Origin of the sequence: Bacteroides acidifaciens (assembly GCF_903181435.1) — a bacterium.
Taxonomy (GTDB): domain Bacteria; phylum Bacteroidota; class Bacteroidia; order Bacteroidales; family Bacteroidaceae; genus Bacteroides.
On record NZ_CAEUHO010000004.1, the window covers coordinates 1,364,149 to 1,386,722 of the forward strand.

At 46.1% G+C, this 22,574-nt stretch carries 11 protein-coding genes; 3 read left to right on the forward strand and 8 right to left on the reverse strand.

What is annotated here, in order from left to right; translation table 11 throughout:
* Positions 1–50 precede the first annotated feature (50 nt).
* Positions 51–1,223, forward strand: a complete 1,173-nt coding sequence (locus tag CLIN57ABFB40_RS17155) for a MalY/PatB family protein (protein ID WP_175631201.1) — start codon at positions 51–53, stop codon at positions 1,221–1,223.
* A 330-nt stretch (positions 1,224–1,553) separates the two neighbouring features.
* Here CLIN57ABFB40_RS17155 and CLIN57ABFB40_RS17160 read toward each other — a convergent pair whose 3' ends face one another.
* From CLIN57ABFB40_RS17160 to CLIN57ABFB40_RS17185, 6 genes are read right to left on the reverse strand one after another with little or no spacing between them, the layout of a single operon-like run.
* Positions 1,554–4,319, reverse strand: coding sequence for a glycosyl hydrolase (locus tag CLIN57ABFB40_RS17160; protein WP_175631247.1), 2,766 nt, complete (start codon positions 4,317–4,319; stop codon positions 1,554–1,556).
* Entirely contained in the window at positions 4,319–5,722 is a 1,404-nt protein-coding gene (locus CLIN57ABFB40_RS17165; protein WP_175631202.1) for a glycoside hydrolase family 28 protein, read from the reverse strand. The genes CLIN57ABFB40_RS17160 and CLIN57ABFB40_RS17165 overlap by 1 nt, the downstream gene beginning before the upstream one ends.
* Positions 5,719–6,294, reverse strand: a complete 576-nt coding sequence (locus CLIN57ABFB40_RS17170; protein ID WP_175631203.1) for a DUF4450 domain-containing protein — start codon at positions 6,292–6,294, stop codon at positions 5,719–5,721. The genes CLIN57ABFB40_RS17165 and CLIN57ABFB40_RS17170 overlap by 4 nt, the downstream gene beginning before the upstream one ends.
* Positions 6,245–7,768: a glycoside hydrolase family 28 protein gene (locus CLIN57ABFB40_RS17175; protein WP_175631204.1), complete on the reverse strand. Its 1,524-nt coding sequence runs from the start codon at positions 7,766–7,768 to the stop codon at positions 6,245–6,247. Before CLIN57ABFB40_RS17175 ends, CLIN57ABFB40_RS17170 begins: the two co-directional genes overlap by 50 nt.
* 21 nt (positions 7,769–7,789) lie before the next feature.
* Complete coding sequence (locus CLIN57ABFB40_RS17180) at positions 7,790–9,028, reverse strand: rhamnogalacturonan acetylesterase (protein ID WP_175631205.1); 1,239 nt, start codon at positions 9,026–9,028, stop codon at positions 7,790–7,792.
* Between the two features lie 26 nt (positions 9,029–9,054).
* Complete coding sequence (locus CLIN57ABFB40_RS17185) at positions 9,055–11,931, reverse strand: sugar-binding domain-containing protein (protein WP_175631206.1); 2,877 nt, start codon at positions 11,929–11,931, stop codon at positions 9,055–9,057.
* 242 nt (positions 11,932–12,173) lie between these two features.
* Between CLIN57ABFB40_RS17185 and CLIN57ABFB40_RS17190 the strand changes: the two genes are divergently transcribed.
* Both CLIN57ABFB40_RS17190 and CLIN57ABFB40_RS17195 read left to right on the forward strand, forming a co-directional pair.
* Positions 12,174–14,576, forward strand: a complete 2,403-nt coding sequence (locus tag CLIN57ABFB40_RS17190; RefSeq protein ID WP_175631207.1) for a family 43 glycosylhydrolase — start codon at positions 12,174–12,176, stop codon at positions 14,574–14,576.
* 150 nt (positions 14,577–14,726) lie between these two features.
* Positions 14,727–16,817, forward strand: a complete 2,091-nt coding sequence (locus CLIN57ABFB40_RS17195) for a beta-galactosidase (RefSeq protein WP_175631208.1) — start codon at positions 14,727–14,729, stop codon at positions 16,815–16,817.
* A gap of 503 nt (positions 16,818–17,320) precedes the next feature.
* On the opposite strand, the gene CLIN57ABFB40_RS17200 is transcribed toward CLIN57ABFB40_RS17195, so the two are convergent.
* Both CLIN57ABFB40_RS17200 and CLIN57ABFB40_RS17205 read right to left on the reverse strand, forming a co-directional pair.
* The gene (locus CLIN57ABFB40_RS17200) at positions 17,321–19,405 is read right to left on the reverse strand and encodes a RagB/SusD family nutrient uptake outer membrane protein (protein ID WP_175631209.1); all 2,085 of its coding nucleotides are present in this window, start codon (positions 19,403–19,405) and stop codon (positions 17,321–17,323) included.
* A 24-nt stretch (positions 19,406–19,429) separates the two neighbouring features.
* Positions 19,430–22,561, reverse strand: coding sequence for a SusC/RagA family TonB-linked outer membrane protein (locus tag CLIN57ABFB40_RS17205; protein ID WP_175631210.1), 3,132 nt, complete (start codon positions 22,559–22,561; stop codon positions 19,430–19,432).
* Positions 22,562–22,574 lie beyond the last annotated feature (13 nt).

The window sequence follows — 22,574 nt, forward strand, 5'->3', positions numbered from 1 at the left end:
AATACAAAAGTACTATTTTTGTCTCACATAACATAATAACATCATGCAGTATGAAATATAATTTTGATGAAATAATAGACCGTAACGGTACAGACTCCGTTAAATGGGACGGAGTGGAAGGGCGTTGGGGACGCAAGGACTTGATTCCGATGTGGGTAGCTGATATGGATTTCCGTACAGCCCCTTTTGTGATAGACGCTTTGAAAAAACGCCTGGAGCATGAAGTGCTCGGATATACTTTTGCCTGCAAAGAATGGTCGGAATCCATAATCAACTGGTTACAGGCACGCCACGGGTGGACGGTAAGTGAGGAGATGCTGACATTCACTCCCGGCATTGTCCGTGGATTGGCTTTTGCTATTCACTGCTTTACGCAGAAAGGGGATAAAGTCATGGTGATGCCGCCTGTTTATCATCCTTTCTTTTTGGTAACTCAGAAGAATGAACGCGAAGTTGTATTTAGCCCGTTAGTGCTGAAAGACGGACAATATTATATTGATTTTGACCGTTTTCGCCAAGATATTCAGGGCTGCAAACTGCTTATTTTAAGTAACCCTCATAATCCGGGCGGACGTGTATGGACAAAAGAGGAGCTGGCTCAAATAGCCGATATTTGTCATGAAAGCGGTACATTAATCATCTCTGACGAGATTCATGCCGACTTGACTTTGCCGCCATACAAGCATCCTACGTTCGCTCTTATCTCGGAAAAAGCGCGGATGAATTCACTCATCTTTATGTCTCCGAGTAAAGCGTTCAATATGCCGGGACTGGCAAGCTCTTATGTAATTATAGAAAATGAGGAGCTTCGTCACCGTTTCCAAACATATATGGAAGCAAGTGAGTTCAGCGAAGGGCATCTGTTTGCTTACTTGAGTGTAGCAGCTGCTTACAGTCATGGTACTGAATGGCTTGAACAAGTACTTGCTTATATCAAGGAAAATGTGGACTTCACCGAAAACTATCTGAAAGAGCATATTCCTGCCATCAAGATGATTCGTCCGCAAGCTTCCTACCTTATCTTTTTGGATTGCCGTGAATTAGGACTAAATCAGGAAGAACTGAACCGCCTTTTCATAGAAGATGCTCATTTGGCATTGAACGATGGAGCAACATTTGGCAAGGAAGGCGAAGGCTTCATGCGGTTGAATATTGCTTGTCCGCGTACTACATTGGAACGTGCGTTGAAGCAGTTGGAGCAGGCAGTAATAAGCTTAAAGTAACCTCTTTGAAATGGGATTATACACTAGAATTATTCTCACCGAAATGAGAAATAATTCTCATCAATATGAGAACTTTTTCTCATCGCAGTGAGAATTATTTCTCATCACGATGAGAATATTTTCTCATAGGCATGGAAATATTTTGAGAAAAATAAGAGCGTAATCAGTTGATTACTATGTAGCTAGAAATGCTTGTGTATTGTCCTGTAATCAGAGATAAAGAAGTAGAGACTAACCTAAATTATAAAATAAGCCCCTTTTCTACGAAATTCGGAAAAGGGGCTTGTCTTTTAGGATAAGAAGTTTAAGAAATCAAATAAAGATAAACACTTACTTCTGTATCAAATCTACCGGAATCAACCGCACTTCACTATTCAAGCCGGAAGGCAGCGGACTCCAATGCCCGTAATTAGCCGGGCGATAGTTTAAATCGACAATATTGATTTCTTTAAACTTGCGCCACTGCACTCCCTGCCTGTCCAGTTCTGCTATTCGGTTTGCAGAAAGGTTCGTGACTTCTATTTCGATGTGGTTTTTTCCGGATTTCAGCAGATGACCTACTCTCAACTGATAAGGCACTGCCCACACACAACCCGCTTCCTGTCCGTTGATGCGGACACGGGCACTTTCGCGTACATCTCCCAAATCAAGTATCCAGTCGTCAGCTTTCAAGGCAGGCAGCTCGATATCCAATGAATACACACCGGTTCCCATATTGATTTTGGCTGCCGGATGATTGATGCTTGTCCATGAACACGGGCGGTCTATGTCGAATGTACCTTGAACTTCCGGTTTGCTTTCGGCAAAGTGCAGTTTCCAGCCATGGTCAAGGCTGAGGCTGAAAGGTTGTTCCTTTATATATCTCCACGGTTTGGAAGCTTGCAAAGGCTGTTGATAAGTTTGCAGGATAACCGATTCGCCGGATTTCAGTTGCAGATAAACTTGTGTCTTGCCGTCTGCCTGGCGGATAAGGGCTTCTCCACATTCTCCGGTCATCGGATTGAAGAGGGCGGCTGCGGTTGCATTTGTTCCTAAGGTAACCCAGCCATCCACTCCTTTGTCTTGCAGGGAAGAGATGAAGTAATGATGTCCCGTGTCATTCACTCTCCGGATAGTTTGCAGGCCGAATTTAGTTTTCATTTCCTCGCAAGGAATATGGCAACTGGCCAATGTGCGCGCATAATCCGTTCCTGTGATAATCTTTCCCTTTCCAACCGGAGTGACGGTTGTCTCGGAGAAAGAGACAGACGGAAGTTGGCGGAGCGTACGTTGGTAACTCTTACGTTTCTGTTCCAGTCGGGCATATCCCGGTACATCCGTCGGATAGTTTTCGAGGAATACGATAGTAGCTCCCTGTTTGGCCAGTTCTACAAGATGCGCCAACACATCATCCGGCATCAGATGGGCGGCAGGCACTACCAATGCTTTGTAACCCGTTCCGCCCGAAGTAACCAACTGTCCGTCCTTGAAACGGGTGCTGCGGATGAAGTTGTCGGAGATGTAATCCCCGTCGTATCCGCTGTTGTTGATGCGGTGGATAGCGTCGATAAATTTGGGAGCAAGTTTATCCATGTGGTGGATAGTGAACAATAACAATCGTCCCGGTTGTTCGTTCCACATATCATATACCGGAAGATAAATCAGGAAATCATTATCCGGCCGTCCCATTTGCAGAAAGCTCTGGCAACGGGTGATATAATTGAAGAAAGAAGGAGCGTCACGCCAGATACTGTTCGTCGGATTCATATTGATAGACGCATAGAACAACCAACCCGGCCATTCGGCTTCTTTCGGAGAATAAGGTGTTCCATGAAAGAACATATGATTGACACCGGAAACAAACATCAAGTCCATATCCGGCTTGCATTGTGATAGGGAAGTGCGGAAATGCTCCGTCAGCCAGGTGAATGTTTCGGAAGAAGTATAGGTCTTACCTGCAATGTGTGCGGCCGAAGAAGCATATTTCAACATAGACAAGTCCGAATCATTCTTTTTGGTCAATGAATCCTGACGCAATCCTTCGATATGGAACTGTGACAGTCCGAAGCCTTCACATTCGGGAATATCTACGGCTGCGTAAATATCAATCAGATTACCCGGTGAGCCGTGGGCTTGGTTACGGGTGATGCTACCGTTTTTGTGTGCCCAGTCTGTCCATTGACAGGTGAAGTTCTCCAATAACAAGTCGGAAATCGTCTCCCGATAATCGGACAAGATACGTCTGCTGACTTCGGGACGGCTTTCATCCAGAAATTCAGGGAAATGCTCTTCCAGTTTATATCCCCGTCTGCGGGCAAACTGTTCCAGAAAATCGTCTGTCCAGTCTGCTTGATACACCTCGTAAGAGTCGTTGAAGAATGTATGCGGATAGCTTGTCTTGCTACTCTTGAATGCACGGTCGAAGCGGGAAAGATAGTTCTTGACAGCTTTCTTTGACAGGTGGTTCATGACGTATCCTTCCCCGCCCGGTGCTGCCCGTTTCACTTTCTGCCGTGTCTTTCCAATGTAGAGAGCTACCACTTTCCATTTACCGGCAGGGGCTTTCCATTGCAACTTGTCTTTTTTAACATGAGAAGTCAGATTAAGACACTGCCCATTTTCATTATAAGCCATTACCCGGCTTAAAACGGAATAAGGTTGTTGCTTAGGGTCAGTCACATTAATATCCTGAACAATCTCTTTGCCGCCTTCTATTTCGTAAGTTTGGAAGATTGCCTTGGTAGCTGCGTCTTCAATGCTGACTTCCGGCCCGCCAAAAGGCCAGCCCGTACCTGTATTCATGTCGATTTCAATACCTGTACGTTTACCTTCCGCTTGTGTATGCTTGAGCACTTCCATCCAACGGGGAGAGAGGAACTGTATCTCGTTTGCGTCATTCCCTTGCACGCCGTAGATAGGAGTGATTTCCACCGCACCCATGCCGGCACGTGCGTATTCTTCCAAGTTGTATGTCAGGTTCTTTTCGTCTACGGCACTTCCCAGCCACCACCATCGGGTGCCGGGACGTGCTTCTGCCGGAACGTCCGGCCATTGTTGAGCTTGTGCAGCTCCGCCTGTTGCAAGCAGGCAGAGGAATATCAATTGTTTCTTATTCATCATTCTTTCGGCGTATTATAATATTCTATGTTTTCTACATCATCGGTTACAAAGAGTGGTCGTCCGTCCGGCTGTTCGAAATGGAAGCGGATACCGTCGAAAGTGATATTCCGTGCATGGCGGACGTAAAATCCTTTGGCGGGAATAGTGCCGAACATCCACGGTTCGGGATATACTTTCTCCTGTTCGGGCGGAACACGCTTGCCGTCTTCCGCGCTGTATCCACCTTTATAATATAGGTGGATATTACGGAAAGTGACGTCCTCGATGCAAGCACCCGGCACGCCGCTGATAATGGAAGCATACCGGCTGTCGGCATTCCATACATTGATGTCGCTGATAAGGATACGTTTCATTGTACCTACGGGCGTACCTTCCGGACTGCGCATACGTGCGCCCAGTCTCAGAAAGATAGGAGCATTGACAATATTCCTCATCGTGATATTGCTGATAACAATATCTTCCAGACGTCCCCCGTCTACGGTTTCCAATGCCAGACCCCTGCAATGCTCGAAGATACAATTAGTAATCGCAATATTACGGAATCCGCCGCTACTTTCTGTGCCGAACTTGATACGTCCCGTGCGGTAACCGTGGTCGGGAGCCTGGGGCTCGTCCAGTTGCCAGGTTCCGTTCATTACGCTTCCCTGGTCAAAACCGCTCACATAACAATCACTGATAGTCACATTCTCCGTATCCTGAAAACGCCCTAACCCGTAAGAGGCTTTCAATACAATGGCATCGTCCCAGGGAGAATTCACCGTACACTGGCTGATACGCACATTCCGGCAACAGTCAATATCGAATCCATCGCGGTTGGTATCTACTTTCAGATTCAAGATAGTCAGATGGTCTACCCCGGTGGCGAGCAGGGCGAAATGTCCGCAGTGAAGCATGGACAAATCCTTGAGCGTCACATTCCGGCAATCTTTCAGACTGATAGCCTTGTTGCCTACACCCGGCAGACGGCTTTCTTCGCGGGTCAATCCTTTACCGTAGATAAGTCCGGAACCGCTGATGGTTATATTTTCCAGTCCGATTCCCCAAATCAAAGAGTTCTTCCAATGGCTGTGCCCGAAGTCCTGGAACTTATTATGCTCGTTCGGTTCAGCGGTATCATATCCTTCCTCTTTTCCGGGAAAGGCGGCAACGATGCGTGCGCCTTGTTCCAGATACAGGTGAATGTTGCTTTTTAACCGTATGGAATAACATGCATACTCTCCGGCAGGCAGGTAAACAGTTCCGCCACCGGCTTGTGCGGCAGCCTCAATCGCGCTGTTGATGGCGGGAGAATCAATCGTTTTTCCATCCGCTTTGGCTCCGAAATCCTTCACGTTGTAGATGGCTGCATAGCTGTAAATGCACCCCACTAAGAGACTGAATAGTAAATATATCCTTTTCATTTTTTGTCGGTTTGGGCAAAAATATCCGGTAACATATAGTAGTTATAATCCGCCTTCTCGTTCTGTTCGTAGAAGCAGAAATAAATCCTGCTGCCGGGAACGAGCGGGCAACGTCCCGCCAGTATGGGGCGGTCGGTCTTTTTTCCTGATTCATAAAGCATCAGGGGAGTTTCGTCCTTGTGCCCGTCGCTCAGGCGGATATCATCGGTGGGAGTGACTGCCTGTACAGTCCGTAATTTCATGCTTTCCCCATAATAGCAGGTGAAAGCCTGCCCTTCCACGCTAAACACATTCACGTCCGCATCCGGCTGGCAATCACCGAAGCTCCAGAATAAGGTATCGGCCTTGGGAGAGGATGCCACCTCTATTTCCAATATAAATCCGCGGGTATCTGGCAGGGCTTTCCATTGGAAAGTAATCCCCGGTGTCTTTTCCTTAGGTTTCAGCCAGTGGCTCTCATTTACCTGCGATATTCCTAATCGGAAAGTACCGGCAGGCGGCGTCAGAGACTGTGCTTGCGCATCAATGAGCAAGATTCCCAGCAGTACGATGGTCAGGAGTTGTTTCAGCATAGTTGAATTTAATATTACTTTGTTCATTTTCCTTTAGTTCGATAGCGTCTTTCTCTGTTACGTCCAATGTAATCTCCGACAGGTTGAAATTCTTCGTATAGCAGATTTTACCCGGTTTCTTAGCCTGTGCTTCGATGGCGTAAAGATAGAAATTTTCCAGACGCAAAGAGTCGTTCCAACCCGAAGCGGAGATAAATTCGTCTACGTTTTCGGCTTTAATCCGTGATACATATACGTTGCGGAAGCGTGGGTATCCCTTTTCGGCTGGTTCCACCGGAGTCAGCATTACTTTCCAGTGTTCCGGGATTTCCTTGCCTTCATACTCTTTGGGCAGCGTGCTGTAACTGTAACTGGGGTTCCAGTTCAAGTCTGCTGCCAGTACGTGGCGGACGTTTTCGGCTTTTACGTTAGTCATGTAGATGTTTTCGATTGTCCCACCGCGGTTCATGGCGCTTTTCAGACGGAGCACGGCGGAAGTGCCGACAGCTTCGAGGTTATAGCCCAATACATTCCGGATACTGCCGGAAGTTTCGCTACCACAGGTGATAAGTCCTGCACCCTTGCGGGCAATGCAATTGCGAATCACCACGTTCTCCGTAGGAAGATTCACCCGCAAACCGTCCGCGTCCCGTCCCGATTTGATACAGATATTGTCGTCATTACAGTCTACATCGCAGTTCTCTATCAGAATGTTGCAGGAAGAATCTATGTCGATGCCGTCCGTGCTCGGGCCGTGACCGCCTATATTATTGTTAATCGTCAGTCCGTCTATGGTGCAATAGTTGGAATAAAGAATCTGGCATCCCCAAAAGCCGGTACGCATCAGCGTGAATCCCTTTAAGGTGACATCCGAACTGCGTTCCACAAGAATACCCCGTACACGTTTGCAGTCGTAATCTACAATCCAGCGCAATCCTTTCGTTTCGTATTCTTTGCGCATTTCCCAATATTTGTCCCAAAAGACTTTTCCCCGGCAGTCCAAAGTTCCTTCTCCGCTGACAGCGGCGTTCTTCTCATTGACAATGTTTATCACTGCCGCCGGCCATGTCATCTCGATACCCGCAATGCGCGAACGGAATTCGGGATAATGGTGGATATGGGGGCTGGCGAGTAGGGTGACGCCTTTGTCCAGTTGCAGGTTGACACCGCTTTTAATGAATAGTGCCCCGGTCTGATAAAATCCGGGCTGGAGAGTGACGGTTCCCCCGCCGGAGACGGCGCAACTGTCGATTGCTTTCTGGATAGCTTCCGTGCTGAGCACTGTGCTGTCCGCTACTGCGCCAAAAGAATTAGCGGATAAAATTAGGTTGTTTCCGGGAGTTTGCCGGCTTCCTACGCTGTCCGCCCACGACAAATCCGGTTGCTGCGGAACCTGTCCCCATTCGAAGCTGTTGCTTCCTGCTTGTTTGGCTGGAGTACATGCTATAAAAAACGAGCCCGCTACGAGTAGGGGAAGGATGCTTTTTCTTTTCATATCGGTCAATATTGGGATTCTTTAATTTCCGTCCGGTTTCTCTATCTCTGTGAAAGGTGATTCGTTCCAATGGAAAGTGTTCACGTCATCCGGGTGTGCCGGGTCGTATGCCGGGTCGATTTTCAGATGCTTCGCCAGTTCGGGGACGGCTTTCTTCATTCCTTCAATCACACATTGGGCTATCTGATAAGCCCCGTAAGGATTGAAGTGGGTGTTGTCGGCAAAATCCTTGGTCTGTCCCGGATAAGTGCCTGCCAGGTAATGTACGAAAGCACGTTTGGACGTTTCGGGACCGAGGGCTTCATAGAGCGTGCGGGTCATTTCGTTGAGGTCAATCAACGGCACATTCTCTTTGGCGGCAAGCCAGCGCATGGCTTCCGGGTAATTTTCGTGCGTGTCGCGGATATGCCCGGTCGCGTCAAAGCTCCGGCGTTGGGTGGGGGTGACCAGTACGGGATATGCTCCGCGTGCACGGGCTTCGTCAATGAATGTTTTCAGACTGGTCATGAAAGAGTAATACGCTCCTTTGCCGGGGCCTTTCTGCTTCTGGTCGTTATGTCCGAACTCCATAAAGAGATAATCGCCTTTCTTCATTTGGCTCAATGCTTTTTTCAGGCGTCCTGCTCCGATAAAGGTATTGGCAGATTCGCCGGATTCCGCATAATTGGCAATGCAGACGTCTGTTCCGAAGAAGTGGGGAATCATCTGTCCCCAACTGGCCCACGGTTCGTTATCCTGGTCTACTACCGTGCTGTTGCCGCACAGGAAAACTGTGATAACCGACGGGTCGGCAGGTTCTATATTGATACTCTGGCATACAGGTGCGTCACCGTTGAATTCCAGTGTCAATTTATCATCCCAGTTCAGTTTCTTTTTCTCACGTGCCTTGATACGCACGGATTCTTTCTCGGTGATGCGGGGATTCCGCTTGTTGATGATAAACGTCTCGTCTATGAACTGGCCTTTTTTTGTCGGCAGATTCTCTACGAACAGACGACGGGATTCTCCCCGTACAGTTGTCACTCCTGCCTGCTTCTTGCTTCCGAGACGAACGGTCACTTTGTAATTTCCATCTGGTACGCGGACAGAGAAGAAGAAAGGCGCTTTGTTTCCTTTTTCGGGTGTGGCGGTGAGGTCGTATCCGTATCCCGTCTCCTCGCTATATCGGGGTGCGTCCGACAGTTGGTAGGTGCGGACTTCTTCTTGAGCATTGACGGTCAGTGTAGCCAAGAGTAGTAAGCCTATGATAGTAGTTTTCATTATAATATAAATTAAAGTATATCCGTTTAGTTAATCTTCGGTTTCAGTTCGTCGGGAGAATCTTTGGTGTAAGACTTCACATCTCCCGCTACTTTAGTAAACAGCGTTTGTATCTGCTCCGGCGTTATTACCGTTGACGGGCGGAAAGCATCCGAATTCATATAATCCAGGATTGCTTTGTGCATCTGTCGGGCAACGATTCTTTTTTCCGGCTGTGAAGTAATATCCATACTGGTCATCAGCAACTTTCCGTTCAATACCTTTGCCTCAAACAACATTCCTATTTTGCGACTGATAAACCACGTATCAATGCTTTGGATAGTCGGCTGGAACTCTGCCGGAAAGTCGGTGAACTGCATCACCTGTGCTTTATTCAATAGCTCCCACCATTGCAGGTTGCTGTGGTATTCCGTCGGGAACTGGCGGAAAAGCGGATGATATTCATTCACGAAGATACCCGTCATGTGCGGTGGACGCATCTTGAACCAGGAAGTGTTCCAGAATACCGGAGTAAAGTATTGTTTGACTTCTTTGCCGTATTGAATCTTTCCGGCTGCCGTAATCAAAACGTTTCCGCCTTCCTGCAATACCGATAAAGCCTTGGCGTCCAGTGTATCCGTGGTATATACATCACCCTGTGTCAGTTCTACTTGTGCGGGATATACCCAGAAATCCCAGTCATTCACGGCATCACTGCCCTCGATACGTACTTCCAGATTAAGTTTCTGCGGAGTAGTGATTCCTGCTAAATCCATATCTACACTACCCAAAGAACAGAGATTACCGATAGGTATATTGTGAGTACCTACACTTCCATGGGCATATACTTTTCCGAACTTATCCTTGATAGTATAAACCGTTTTTGCTTCCTGCAAAGGAGCTGCCCCGAAATGAGACACTTCGATGTCGGCATGGAATGTTTCGTTATTGGCATATACAAATTTCGGGATACGCGCCAATGGCACAGTCGGACTGCAAAAACGTCTGAACTGTTCTGCATTGATATATCCTTTTTCTTCGAAGAATACGTCCAACACACCGACCAATGCAGTTCCCTGACCGGAATAATCATTGAGAGCCAACAACTGGAATCCAGCATAATCGGGAGTGCGCAATGTCTTTTCAATCTCATGCTTGTAGCAGAGAGCCTGAAGTTTACCCGAAGCCATCATAAAGTCGTAACTTTGACTTCCCATATGGTTATCATTCAGAATATCCCGGAAGATTTCAAAATTCTTCGCTTTGTTGACCCCGGTGTACTTACGGATTTCATTGAAATTAGGGAATACGCACCATTGACCTGTCTCATGTGAAACATACGGCTGCTTCACCGTATCTATCCTTGCACGGTAGTCTGACATGCTTTCCGGACGGGCACCTGCCCAACTCAATCCACGTGCTCCGGCTTTCACATGAAACTCATTGTGAGGTTGCCACTGCCAGCTATTTCCTACGGAAGCTCCCGTATATACATGACGCGGGTCGGTCGCTTTCCAATAATCCACAAACTTGCTTACCCATGCCACCCAACGACCGGAAGGCTCATTGCCGCAAGCCAGCATACAATAAGAAGCGTAATTCCCATATTCTTTCGTCAGAGCAATCGTTTCATCCATCAGATACTTGTCAATCGGCTGTCCGTTACCCAGTCTCGGTCCATGGTTCGGCCAGCTCGGCCCTTCCGGTTGCAGGTAGAAACCTACAAGGTCGGCAGCGATAAAAGCCGCTTCCGGCGGACAGAAAGAGTGGAAACGCATATGGTTCAACCCGTAGCTGCGGCAAATGCGGAATACCCGTTCCCAGGAAGCTACATCCATCGGCGCATAGCCTGTCAACGGGAAATCACAGTTTTCTACCGTGCCGCGAAGCATTGTCTTTCTGCCGTTCACATAGAACCATTTTCCTTCTATCTTGAAGTCGCGCATACCGAACTGCACTTGCTTCGTATCCGTCTGTTTACCGTTGCTCAACGTGGCTGTCAGTTTGTAGAGTGCAGGGCTGAATTCATCCCATGTCAGGAAATCCTTTCCCATCGGAAGTTCCATTTCAACCGCATTGTCTCCTGGACGGATACTGAAAGTTTGTTGTACGGGAGCGACTTTGTGGCGGATGTCCGTGTTGAAACTCTCGGCGGAAAGCGTGATTTCTCCTTTGGCGGAAGAGGCGGACTGTACATTCATGCGTACCAGCGCTTTCTGATTGCTCAAATCGGGATATACTTGAATGTTCTCAAAGTGTACTTTCGGAGTAGCCTGCAATTCGATTCGTCCGACGATACCGTTCCAGTTGCCTTGCGTCTGGTCGGTGATACTGTGGGAGTCGGGGCCTACGTTGATTTCCTTGATGCGGTTGTCAATGCGGATAGTAATCAGACACGTTTTTCCGGGGGCGACTGCAGAAGTCAGGTCATAGACGTGGGGAACACAAAGACTGTTCTGCATACCGAGTTCCTTTTGGTTTACCCAAACGGTGGTTTCGATATGCGGACGTTCCAGGAAAAGGGAGATTCTTTCCCCTTTCCAGTTGGAAGGGATTGTAACTTTCTTTTGATACCAGGCTACGCCTACATAATGTTTGTCGGGAGTCAGGAAAAAGGGGAGCTTTACTTGTCCCTCTATCCTGTATTTTTCCATATATGGGTTGAAGTAGTAAGAACTGTCGTAGAGGCTTCCCGTCCATTGGGTGCGGGCGGTCACTTCATCCCCCTTTAGCTTTTCGGGCATGGAGCCGGGCAGGTTGATAGAGTCGTCGAGGGATTTTTTGAACCATTGTTCCTTGACGCCGGTATCTTCCCGGTCTATCTGGAAGTTCCACTTGCCGGATAAGCTGAAAGAGTGATTTTGCCCCACTGCGGTCAGTATAGCGGCAAATACGATAGCAATACTTACTAAAAGTCGTTTCATGATATATAGAATTGATATGTTTTTCATTTCTTCTGAAAATCTGCCGCTAAAGTAGGGCTTTTTAAGGGTTTGGTAAATAGAAAGATGTACAGATACATAGAATATTGTATCAAAATGGATGTACAGGGCGGTTTGTGTACAAAACTACATGTATTTGAAATATTGTCCATGCTCTTTGTCTTTGAGGAGTTTGGGAGATGCCCTATATTTGCGAAGTAAACTTTTTAATCTTAAAAGGAACCATGAAAAAAGTATTTGTCTGGATAGCTTTCAGCCTTTGGTCGGTAATGACAATCTTTGCCGGTGAGAAAGCCTATCTCTTTTCTTATTTTATCAATGGCAGTAAAGACGGGTTGCATTTGGCATACAGTTACGATGGTCTGAACTGGCTGCCTCTGAATGGCGGACGCTCTTATCTGACGCCCTCTGTCGGTAAAGATAAATTAATGCGTGACCCAAGCATTTGCCAGTCTCCGAACGGAACATTCCACATGGTATGGACTTCCAGTTGGACAGACCGGATTATCGGATATGCCTCTTCCCGCGACCTGATTCACTGGAGTGAGCAACAAGCCATTCCGGTGATGATGCACGAGCCGGAAGCCCATAATTGTTGGGCGCCCGAACTGTTTTATGACGAGCCTTCGCAGACTTACTATATCTTTTGGGCTACCACCATCCCCGGCCGTCATAAGGAAGTGCCGACCAGCGAAAGTGAAAAGGGGCTGAATCATCGCATTTATTACGTAACGACGAAAGACTTCCGCACTTTCTCAAAGACAAAGATGTTCTTCAACCCAGATTTCAGCGTAATTGACGCTGCCATTGTGAAAGACCCGAAGCATGAAGACTTGATAATGGTGGTGAAGAACGAAAATTCCAATCCGCCGGAAAAGAATCTGCGTGTCACACGTACGAAGAAGATAGCGAAAGGATTCCCTACCAAAGTATCTGCACCCATTACAGGAAAATACTGGGCGGAAGGCCCGGCTCCTCTTTTTGTAGGTGATACGCTCTATGTCTATTTCGATAAATACCGTGACCACCGTTATGGCGCTGTCCGTTCGCTGGATTACGGCGAAACGTGGGAAGATGTTTCCGAACAGGTTTCCTTTCCGCGGGGTATCCGCCACGGAACAGCTTTTGCTGTCGATATTTCCGTAGTGGAAGCGCTGAAATCCAACCGCAACTACAACCCTTTGATTCCCGATAATGTGGCAGACCCTTCCGTAGCCAAGTTCGGTGATACGTATTATCTATATGGAACGACCGATTTGGATTACGGTCTGAACCGTGCCGGAACACCTGTCGTATGGAAATCGAAGGACTTTGTGAACTGGAGCTTTGAAGGCTCTCATATTAGCGGATTCGACTGGTCGAAGGAATATGAATATACGAATGATAAAGGCGAAAAGAAGAAAGGATATTTCCGTTACTGGGCTCCCGGAAGAGTGATTGAACAGGACGGCAAATATTATCTGTACACTACATTCGTGAAGCCGGACGAGAAAATGGGGACATATGTGCTCGTGGCAGACCGCCCGGACGGTCCTTTCCGCTTTGCCGACGGTAAGGGGCTTTTTGCTCCCGGAAAGGGCTTCTTGGCTGACAGTAAGGGACTCTTAGCTCCCGGAGAAGGCGGTATCGACAGCCCGGCTCTCATTGATGATATTGACGGAGAACCTTTTATTGACGATGACGGTACAGGATATATTTACTGGCGTCGCCGGAATGCGGCACGCCTTTCTGCGGACAGGCTTCATTTGGAAGGTGAGCCGGTGTCACTGAAAACACCCCGTCAGGGATATTCCGAAGGCCCTGTTCTGTTCAAGCGCAAAGGCATCTATTACTATATTTATACGTTGAGCGGACATCAGAATTATGCAAATGCCTATATGATGAGCCGTGAATCCCCCCTTACCGGCTTCGTAAAGCCGGAAGGCAATGACATCTTTTTATTTTCCTCTCCCGAGAACCAGGTATGGGGGCCGGGGCACGGCAATGTATTCTATGATGAAGGAACGGATGAATATATCTTCCTCTATCTTGAATATGGGGATGGCGGAACTACCCGCCAAGTGTATGCCAACCGTATGGAGTTTAATGACGACGGAACGATTAAGACTTTAATCCCCGATATTCGTGGTGTCGGCTATCTGGCAACTCCGCAAGAGACACGGATGAACCTCGCCTTGCAGGCTCATTTCTATGCTTCCAGCGAGAAAGCTCCCCGAACTTCCGTTGTTAATATTGAAACCCAGCCCAACCAACCTTTGCCGGATAAAGGCTCGGTGAAAAGCTATACACGTACACATACATATCAAGCAGCTTATGTAGCCGACGAATCAAATGGAACCCGCTGGATGGCTGCCGATACAGACAGCAGCCCCTATATCACGGCCGACTTGAAAGAAATCCGCAACATCAGCGAATGTCAGTTCTACTTTACCCGCCCCACCGAAGGACATACGTGGAGACTGGAGAAATCAATGGACGGAAAGCATTGGCAAACGTGCGCCGAACAAGGAAAAGTACAGGTACGCTCTCCTCATATTGCCAACGGTATTGGTAAAGCCCGTTATCTTCGCCTTCATATCCGCAGGGGAGTTGCTGGATTGTGGGAATGGAAAATCTATGAGAAATGATGATTTTTAGGCACGGATTACACGGCTTACGCTGTTGCAATATGCACACATATTTAGGAAAAACCGTGAAATCCGTGTAATCCGTGCCTAATTCTCCATTTATAAAACTAATATTGAACTAATAATCACACCGATAACCTCATCGAATTTATGAAATATATGATAAAAAGTAAAATGCTGGCAGCTTTCTGTGCCGCTTGCTTGCTGACCCTTTCAGCCACAGCACAAACCTCTTCCTGGTTTAATGACAAGGACCTGACATTGACAGGCGTCTATTATTATCCCGAACACTGGGATGAAAGCCAATGGGAGCGTGACTTCAAGAAAATGCATGAACTGGGATTTGAGTTTACCCATTTTGCCGAGTTTGCATGGGCGCAACTGGAACCCGAAGAGGGGCGTTATGACTTTGCCTGGCTCGACAGAGCCGTAGCTTTAGCTGCCAAATATGATTTGAAAGTAATCATGTGTACTTCTACCGCCACACCGCCCGTATGGATGAGCAGGAAATATCCCGAAATCCTACTGAAGAACGAAGACGGTACAATCCTCGACCACGGCGCCCGCCAGCACGCATCGTTTGCTTCCTCCCTGTATCGGGAATTATCTTATAAAATGATAGAAAAACTGGCACAGCATTATGGAAAAGACTCCCGTATTATCGGCTGGCAACTCGATAACGAGCCTGCCGTACAATTCGACTATAACCTGAAAGCGGAACTTGCCTTCCGTGATTTCCTTCGTGCCAAATACCATAATAACATCCGGCAATTGAATGATGCATGGGGAACGGCTTTTTGGAGCGAAGCCTATTCGTCTTTTGATGAAATAACCCTTCCCAAGCGTGTACAGATGTTTATGAATCATCATCAAATTCTAGACTACCGTCGTTTTGCAGCAACGCAGACCAATGATTTCCTGAACGAACAATGTCTATTAATCAAGAAATACGCCAAGAACCAATGGGTTACTACCAACTATATACCGAACTATGACGAAGGACATATCGGGGGTAGCCCTTCCTTTGACTTTCAGAGTTATACCCGCTATATGGTATATGGCGATAATGAAGGTATCGGTCGTCGGGGATATCGTGTCGGCAATCCGTTGCGTATCGCGTGGGCAAATGATTTCTTCCGTCCGATACAGGGAACCTACGGTGTTATGGAACTTCAGCCGGGACAAGTAAACTGGGGCGGCATTAATCCCCAACCCCTTCCGGGAGCAGTCCGCCTGTGGATGTGGAGTGTCTTTGCCGGTGGTAGTGACTTTATCTGCACCTACCGCTATCGTCAGCCTCTCTACGGCACAGAGCAATATCATTATGGAATAGTAGGCACGGACGGAGTAACGGTAACCCCCGGCGGAAGAGAATATGAAACCTTTATAAAAGAGATTCGCGAACTCCGCAAGCACTATTCTCCCCGCGAAACGAAACCTGCCGCATACATCGCACGTCGTACAGCTATTCTTTTCAACCATGAAAACTCCTGGAGCATCGAACGGCAGAAGCAGAACCGCACATGGGATACTTTTGCACACATCGAAAAATATTACCGTACTTTAAAATCCTTCGGAGCACCTGTCGATTTTATTTCAGAAGCCAAGAATCTGTCAGATTACCCGGTCGTTATCGCCCCGGCCTATCAATTGGCTGATAAGGCATTGGTAGACAAATGGATTACATACGTGAAGAATGGCGGAAATCTCGTCCTTACCTGTCGTACGGCACAGAAAGACCGCTACGGCCGTCTGCCGGAAGCCCCTTTCGGCTCTATGATTACCCCGCTGACCGGAAACGAAATGAATTTCTATGACTTACTTCTTCCCGAAGACCCCGGCACTGTTGTCATGAACGGAAAGGAATATTCCTGGAACACCTGGGGAGAAATCCTGAATCCCTCAGCCGATGCACAAGTATGGGTGACATATACCAATGAATTTTACGAAGGAAGCCCCGCAGTGACTTTCCGTAAATTGGGAAAAGGAACGATTACTTATGTCGGAGTGGACAGCCATAACGGTGCACTGGAAAAAGACCTGTTGAAGAAATTATATGCACAACTCGATATTCCGGTAATGGATTTGCCTTATGGCGTAATCCTTGAATACCGCAATGGCTTTGGAATTGTTCTGAACTATTCAGACCAGCCTTATACTTTCGACTTACCGAAAGGCAGTAAAGCATTGATAGGAACCCCGGAAATTCCCACGGCGGGCGTATTGGTCTTTTCAATATGAATATAGAATAGCATCTAATTCTAATCTTTGAATAGTTTTTTCCGTTCGGAAATGAGTTAAATGTATTATCATTACAAACAATTGGTTGTTGCTATGCTATTCTTAGTCTATTCCTTGGCTTATCTTATTTCTTCCAATAGCAGATGAATTTTCGTTCAACAATTGTTGAACGATAGCTTGATATATGTAGAACGTCCGTTCGACAACTGTTGAACGAAAATTCATTAGGCTATTAAAAACATCTTGATAGGACAAGAATTTATTAAAAACTGCTAATAGAAGGATTAGCTATAATTGACTCATATTTGCAAGGAAATGAATTAATTCTTACGAAAATTCTATTTTGTAGGATGCTATTGCTTTTATTAGAAATCAACAAAAGTGTTTATTAGTAATACAAACTATTGTTGATTACAAATAAAAAGAATTGCCACTTATATTTCTTGAATAAGCCTTTATATTCAAGAAGCATAAGTGGCAATATCGACAATATCTATTTAAGATTAATATCCGGGATTCTGCATTGCTTTCTTTTCCTCATTGTTTAATGCAGAACCATTTGCATTTGTAATACCGTCTAAGAATGCCTGTGGAATTGGACGATAATAATGTTTGCTTGGATTGAATTCGCCAATACCCCGGGTAGCACCGTCGTTGAATTTATGCCAGCGAGTATCCAGTGTTTTGGTACGGGCTAAATCTTCCCAACGTTGCAATTCACCGCAAAGTTCGCGGGTACGTTCGTTTAATAAGAAACACATCATCTTTTCGGCATTGGACGTACAACCCAATTCATTATAAATAGGAGTGTCAACTGTAGAATTATAAACGTCTGCCACGCTATTCAGTTTCATAGCTGATTTGGTTGAAGCCGTAGTCTCTGCACCTTCCATATTATTGGATTCATAGTATGTGTTTTTGTCCCAATAGATGGCACCTTCGTCAGAGTGACCGCCACCTTTTCCTGAACAGTAAGGATTGTTCTTATAGGCTTGTCCACCGTCTACATTCTTGCTGCGGTCTTCTTGGTCTGCATAGCCGGCACGGTTGCGTAACTTATTAATCCATTCGATAGCTTTGTTATAACTAGCTTCACCTTTGCGGATATAAGCCTCGGCAACCATTAACACATCATCAGCCGAACGGGCAATGATAGCATCGCGAGTACCAAATTGTGAAGCGATAGAAACACGGTAACCGTCACGGAATTTAGACAAAGCGACCGAACGCTTGTGTGGGATAATATTGTAATAGTTGCCGGTCTTTTCATTTTCATTTAGGTTCCAGCTATGGGATTGTCCTTTGAAATAACGTACATAAGTATATGTGTTACACATCTTTCCGTCTTTCAATACTGTATATGCCGGAGCGTTAGGATATTCTTCATATCGGCTGTCACCCGGATTGTTGACGATGTATTTTAGACCTAGCTCACCGCCTCTGAAGCGTTTGTCACCCTTGTTGACACCTGCCGGAGCATAAGGCATATCTTCTTCTGTCCATTCCGGGGCACTTTTGGTTTCGTTGGCTCCATAACAAGTGATGAATGATTTCCAGAAACGGGAATCGTTGACACGGTCGAACACTTGCATGGTATATTCTGTAGCACTGACATACGAGAACTCACGTCCGCCGGAAATGTCACGCTTACAACCACTGAGGTCTTGATATACAGACGGATAATAAAGATGCATTTGGTTTGCAAAACGTCCCCATGTTGCTTCGTCATTAGAGAATTGGGCAGCCAGAATTACTTCGCTGACTTTTTCGTTTGCACCGTTCGGCTGCTGGTAATCCCATAATTCCACATAGTCATCGCACAATGGATGTGCGTCTACCACTTCTGAACCATACTGGATAACTGCGTCCAAATCGGAAGATACATAATTCCCGTTCCAACTGCTATACAATTCGGAAGCACGGAACAGATGTGCTTTTGCCAGGAAATGGGCGGCTGCGTATTTATTGATACGTCCGACAGATTCTCCTTGTTCCGGCAGCAATCGGTATGCTTCTCCAAAGTCGGATATTACCTGAGTGTATATTTCCTCTTCCGAGTTGCGTGTGAAGTAAGTTTCCGCACTTGTAGAAGGTTCCAGTTTCAAGGGTACGCCACCGAATTGTTTCACCAGTTCGAAATAGGCATAAGCTCTGAGGAAATAGGCTTCTCCCAAACGGGTGTTATAGGTAGGCGAACTTGTATTGTAATACTGCGGCAAGTTCTGGAGAAGTATATTGGCGGGTTCAACCAATCCGTAATAGTTGTCCCATATCGGTTGGTTAGCAGCAGTTTCTGAAGAATTCAAGTCCTGGCTGTAATGATTCCATGCCGGTATCACATTGTTGGCATCGGTAAATTCGTCCACTCCCATGTTATAACATTGGATTCCCCAGATATAATTGAATTTGAATTTCAACTTTTGATAAGCTCCGGTTACTAATTCATCAAGGCCTTCCTGTGTCTTGAAACGGTCGGTACTATATTGGGTCTTTAATTCTTCGTCAAGGAATGATTCGCTGCACGAAGTGAACGAACCGCTCATAACGCTGGTTAGTATAGCTGCGAATAATACTTTATTTATTTTCATAATGTTCTTACTTTTAATTGTTTATTAGAATCCGATATTGACACCAATGACAAAACTCTTTAAAGTAGTGGGTGAACCGAACGTTCTGGTATTGTTGTCATAGTTCACTAAATCGGTATCCAGAAAATCACACGCTTTATAGATATTGAATGGATTCATTGCCTGAACATATAATTTCAGGTTATTGATACCCAGTTTGCCCAATTGTTGCGGAGTAAAGTTGTAACCTAATGAAATGTTACGCACTTTGATATACGAACCGTCCTGGTAATTCATGGCACTGTTGTAAGTATCTGCTCCTTCACCGTTAGAGCCCGGTGAGTAGTATCTTGCATTTTCATTTGTTCCTGCTACCCAGTAATCAACCTTGCGTTGCATATAGCGGCCGTCAAGTGTGACAGCACCTTGAGGTACGGTGAATCCCCAGCGTGACAGAATGAAGAAAGATAGTTCAAAGTTCTTGTAATTGAAGGTGTTGCTCCAACCGCCTGTCCAGCGAGGACGTACATAACCTACCACCTTTTTATCATCATTAGCATCTATCTTATCGTCCTTATTCAAGTCTGCCACTTTGATTTGTCCCGGCTTACGTCCGTATTTGGCAGCTTCTTCGGCTTCTTCCGTTTTCCAGATACCGTCATATACCCAGTCATAATAAACACCGATTTCTTCTCCTACAAACCATTTGTTGTTTACATCTTCCGTTCTGCCGTTAGATAGCTGGTCAATCCGGTTTCTATCCATAGACCATGTCAGGGTTGTACTCCATGAGAAATCTTTCAGTTGTACCGGAATTGCGTTTATTTGCAGGTCAATACCCCAACCGGATGTCTTACCTACATTCGAATAAGTGGAAACGTAACCGGTCAATGAAGGAATAGTCATTTCCAACAGCAAATCGTTCGTCTTGGTCTTGTACGCGTCAATGCTACCGCTGAGTCGGTTGTTAAAGAAACCGTAATCAACACCGACATTGTATTGGGTCGTTCTTTCCCAGCCTAAAGTCGGGTTTGCCATTTTTGCCGGTTCTTTCTGGGATGGATCCGAAGGTACATAGCCTAATGAAGAATCATTTTGTCCCCAGTTGTAATATAAGCCGGTGATTGCTCCCTTGGTTGCGTAGGCTTTGATAGCTGCATTACCTGTGACACCAACACCAACACGGAGTTTCAACTGATTAAGCCAACTGACATCTTTCAGGAAATCTTCCTGATCCATTCTCCATGCAATGGCTGCAGAAGGGAAGCTCGCCCATTTGTGTCCTTCGGCCAATTGCGAAGCACCGTCCCAACGCATAGATGCAGTTAATAAGTATTTGTCTTTATATCCATAGTTCATGCGAATCATATAAGATGCCATTTGAGTCTCTGTCAGACCTGTACCAAAAGAATTCAGTGTACCGGCAGAACTCATATTATACCACAGCTCATCTGCCGACGCAACATTGGTAGCTCTCATATCTCCCATTTCATAATGGTAAGCCGATGCTGATTGCATCAATGTCAACCCCAGATTATGCTGGCCTAACGTCTTGTTGTAATAGATAAGGTTATCTAATGTCCATGCACGTTTCTGTTCGTTTTTATATTGTGCGCCGTTATTACCGTCGCCATTGATACCGTCGGCTGCATTGGCAACTCCCAATGTATAGAATTGAAATTCAGGGCCGAATTGTATGCGATAGGACAAGCCTTCCAACGGCTTCCATATTTTGCCGAAGTCAATTTGTGAGTACATGCTGGCCGATGCACGGAAAGTACGACGCTGATTGGTGTTATAATCCAGTTCGCGAATAGGATTGATGATATTGACATCACCATTCGGATAGCGGATGTATTCATTGTTTTCATCATAAGGCATTGTCCATGGAATCATGCTTCTCAATGCGCTGTAGAAATCACCGGAACCGGTTACGGATTTAGAGAAGCTATAACCGTAGTCTTGGGTAGAGTAGGAAGCGTTGATGGAAGTTCCCATCTTGAACCACTCCACCGGGTTTGAGTCAAATGAAGTCTTTAAGGTATAGCGTTCATAAGCCTGGCCGGGTTGTGTACCTTTCTGGTCCATATAGCCGAATGAAGCATACCCTTGAAACTTATCCGAACCACCGGATGCGCTTAATGTGTGTTCATGGGTAATTCCGGTCTGCTTGCCGTGGGAAGCCCAGTCGTAAGAACCTACTTTTGAAGGGTCGTAATTACCGTTTGACCATGCCTGGTCGATATTTTTCCAGGAAGCGGCTACACTGCCGAAGGCTGCTTTATCCGCTTCGTACGTCGGAGTGGCGGATGCATAGGAGCCTGCATTGTATTTAGCTATACGGGCATAGTCCAGCCATTCGGATGCAGACATCATTTCTGTTACGTCATGCAATGTTTCAAAGGTGACAGTACCGGAATAGTTTAAAGTAACTTTTCCTTGTTTCCCTTTTTTAGTAGTGACAAGGATGACACCGTTGGCACCACGCGAACCATAGATTGCCGTAGCCGAAGCATCTTTTAGAATATCAATAGCTTCAATATCGGAAGGGTTGATATTCTCAATACCTCCGTTTTGAATAACCATGCCGTCAACAACATACAACGGTCCTTGTTCAGCATTGATAGAGCGTTGCCCGCGAATATTGATATTTCCCACTTCACCGGGTCGTTGGCTGGAAGTGATGTCCACACCTGCTGTTTTTCCTTGCATTCCTTCCAAAGCATTCTTTACAGGCATTGCTTTCAGCTCTTTTTCTCCAACCCGTGCCATAGCGCCGGTCACATCGCTTTTTTTCTGAACGCCATATCCCACAACTACTACTTCATCCAACGTTTCCGAATCTTCTTGAAGGGTAATTTTGAAATTAGTATTTCCTGCGACAGAAATTTCTTGTTTCTTGTATCCTATATAAGTAACTGTTATCGTACCTTTAGCCGGTACATTAGAGAGAGTAAATTTACCATCTAAATCTGTTATAGTACCATTCGTAGTTCCATTGACTAATACACTGGCACCAATGACCGGTTCTCCTGTAAAGTCAATAACTGTACCTGTGACCGTTTTATTCTGGGCATAGGCTCCAACTATTAAAAGGGAGAACAAAGTGAAGAAAAATAGCCGTCGGATAGTATCCTTATAGGCGTACAGGTGATTACCTTTTTTGTTGCTTTTCATACTTTAATTGTTA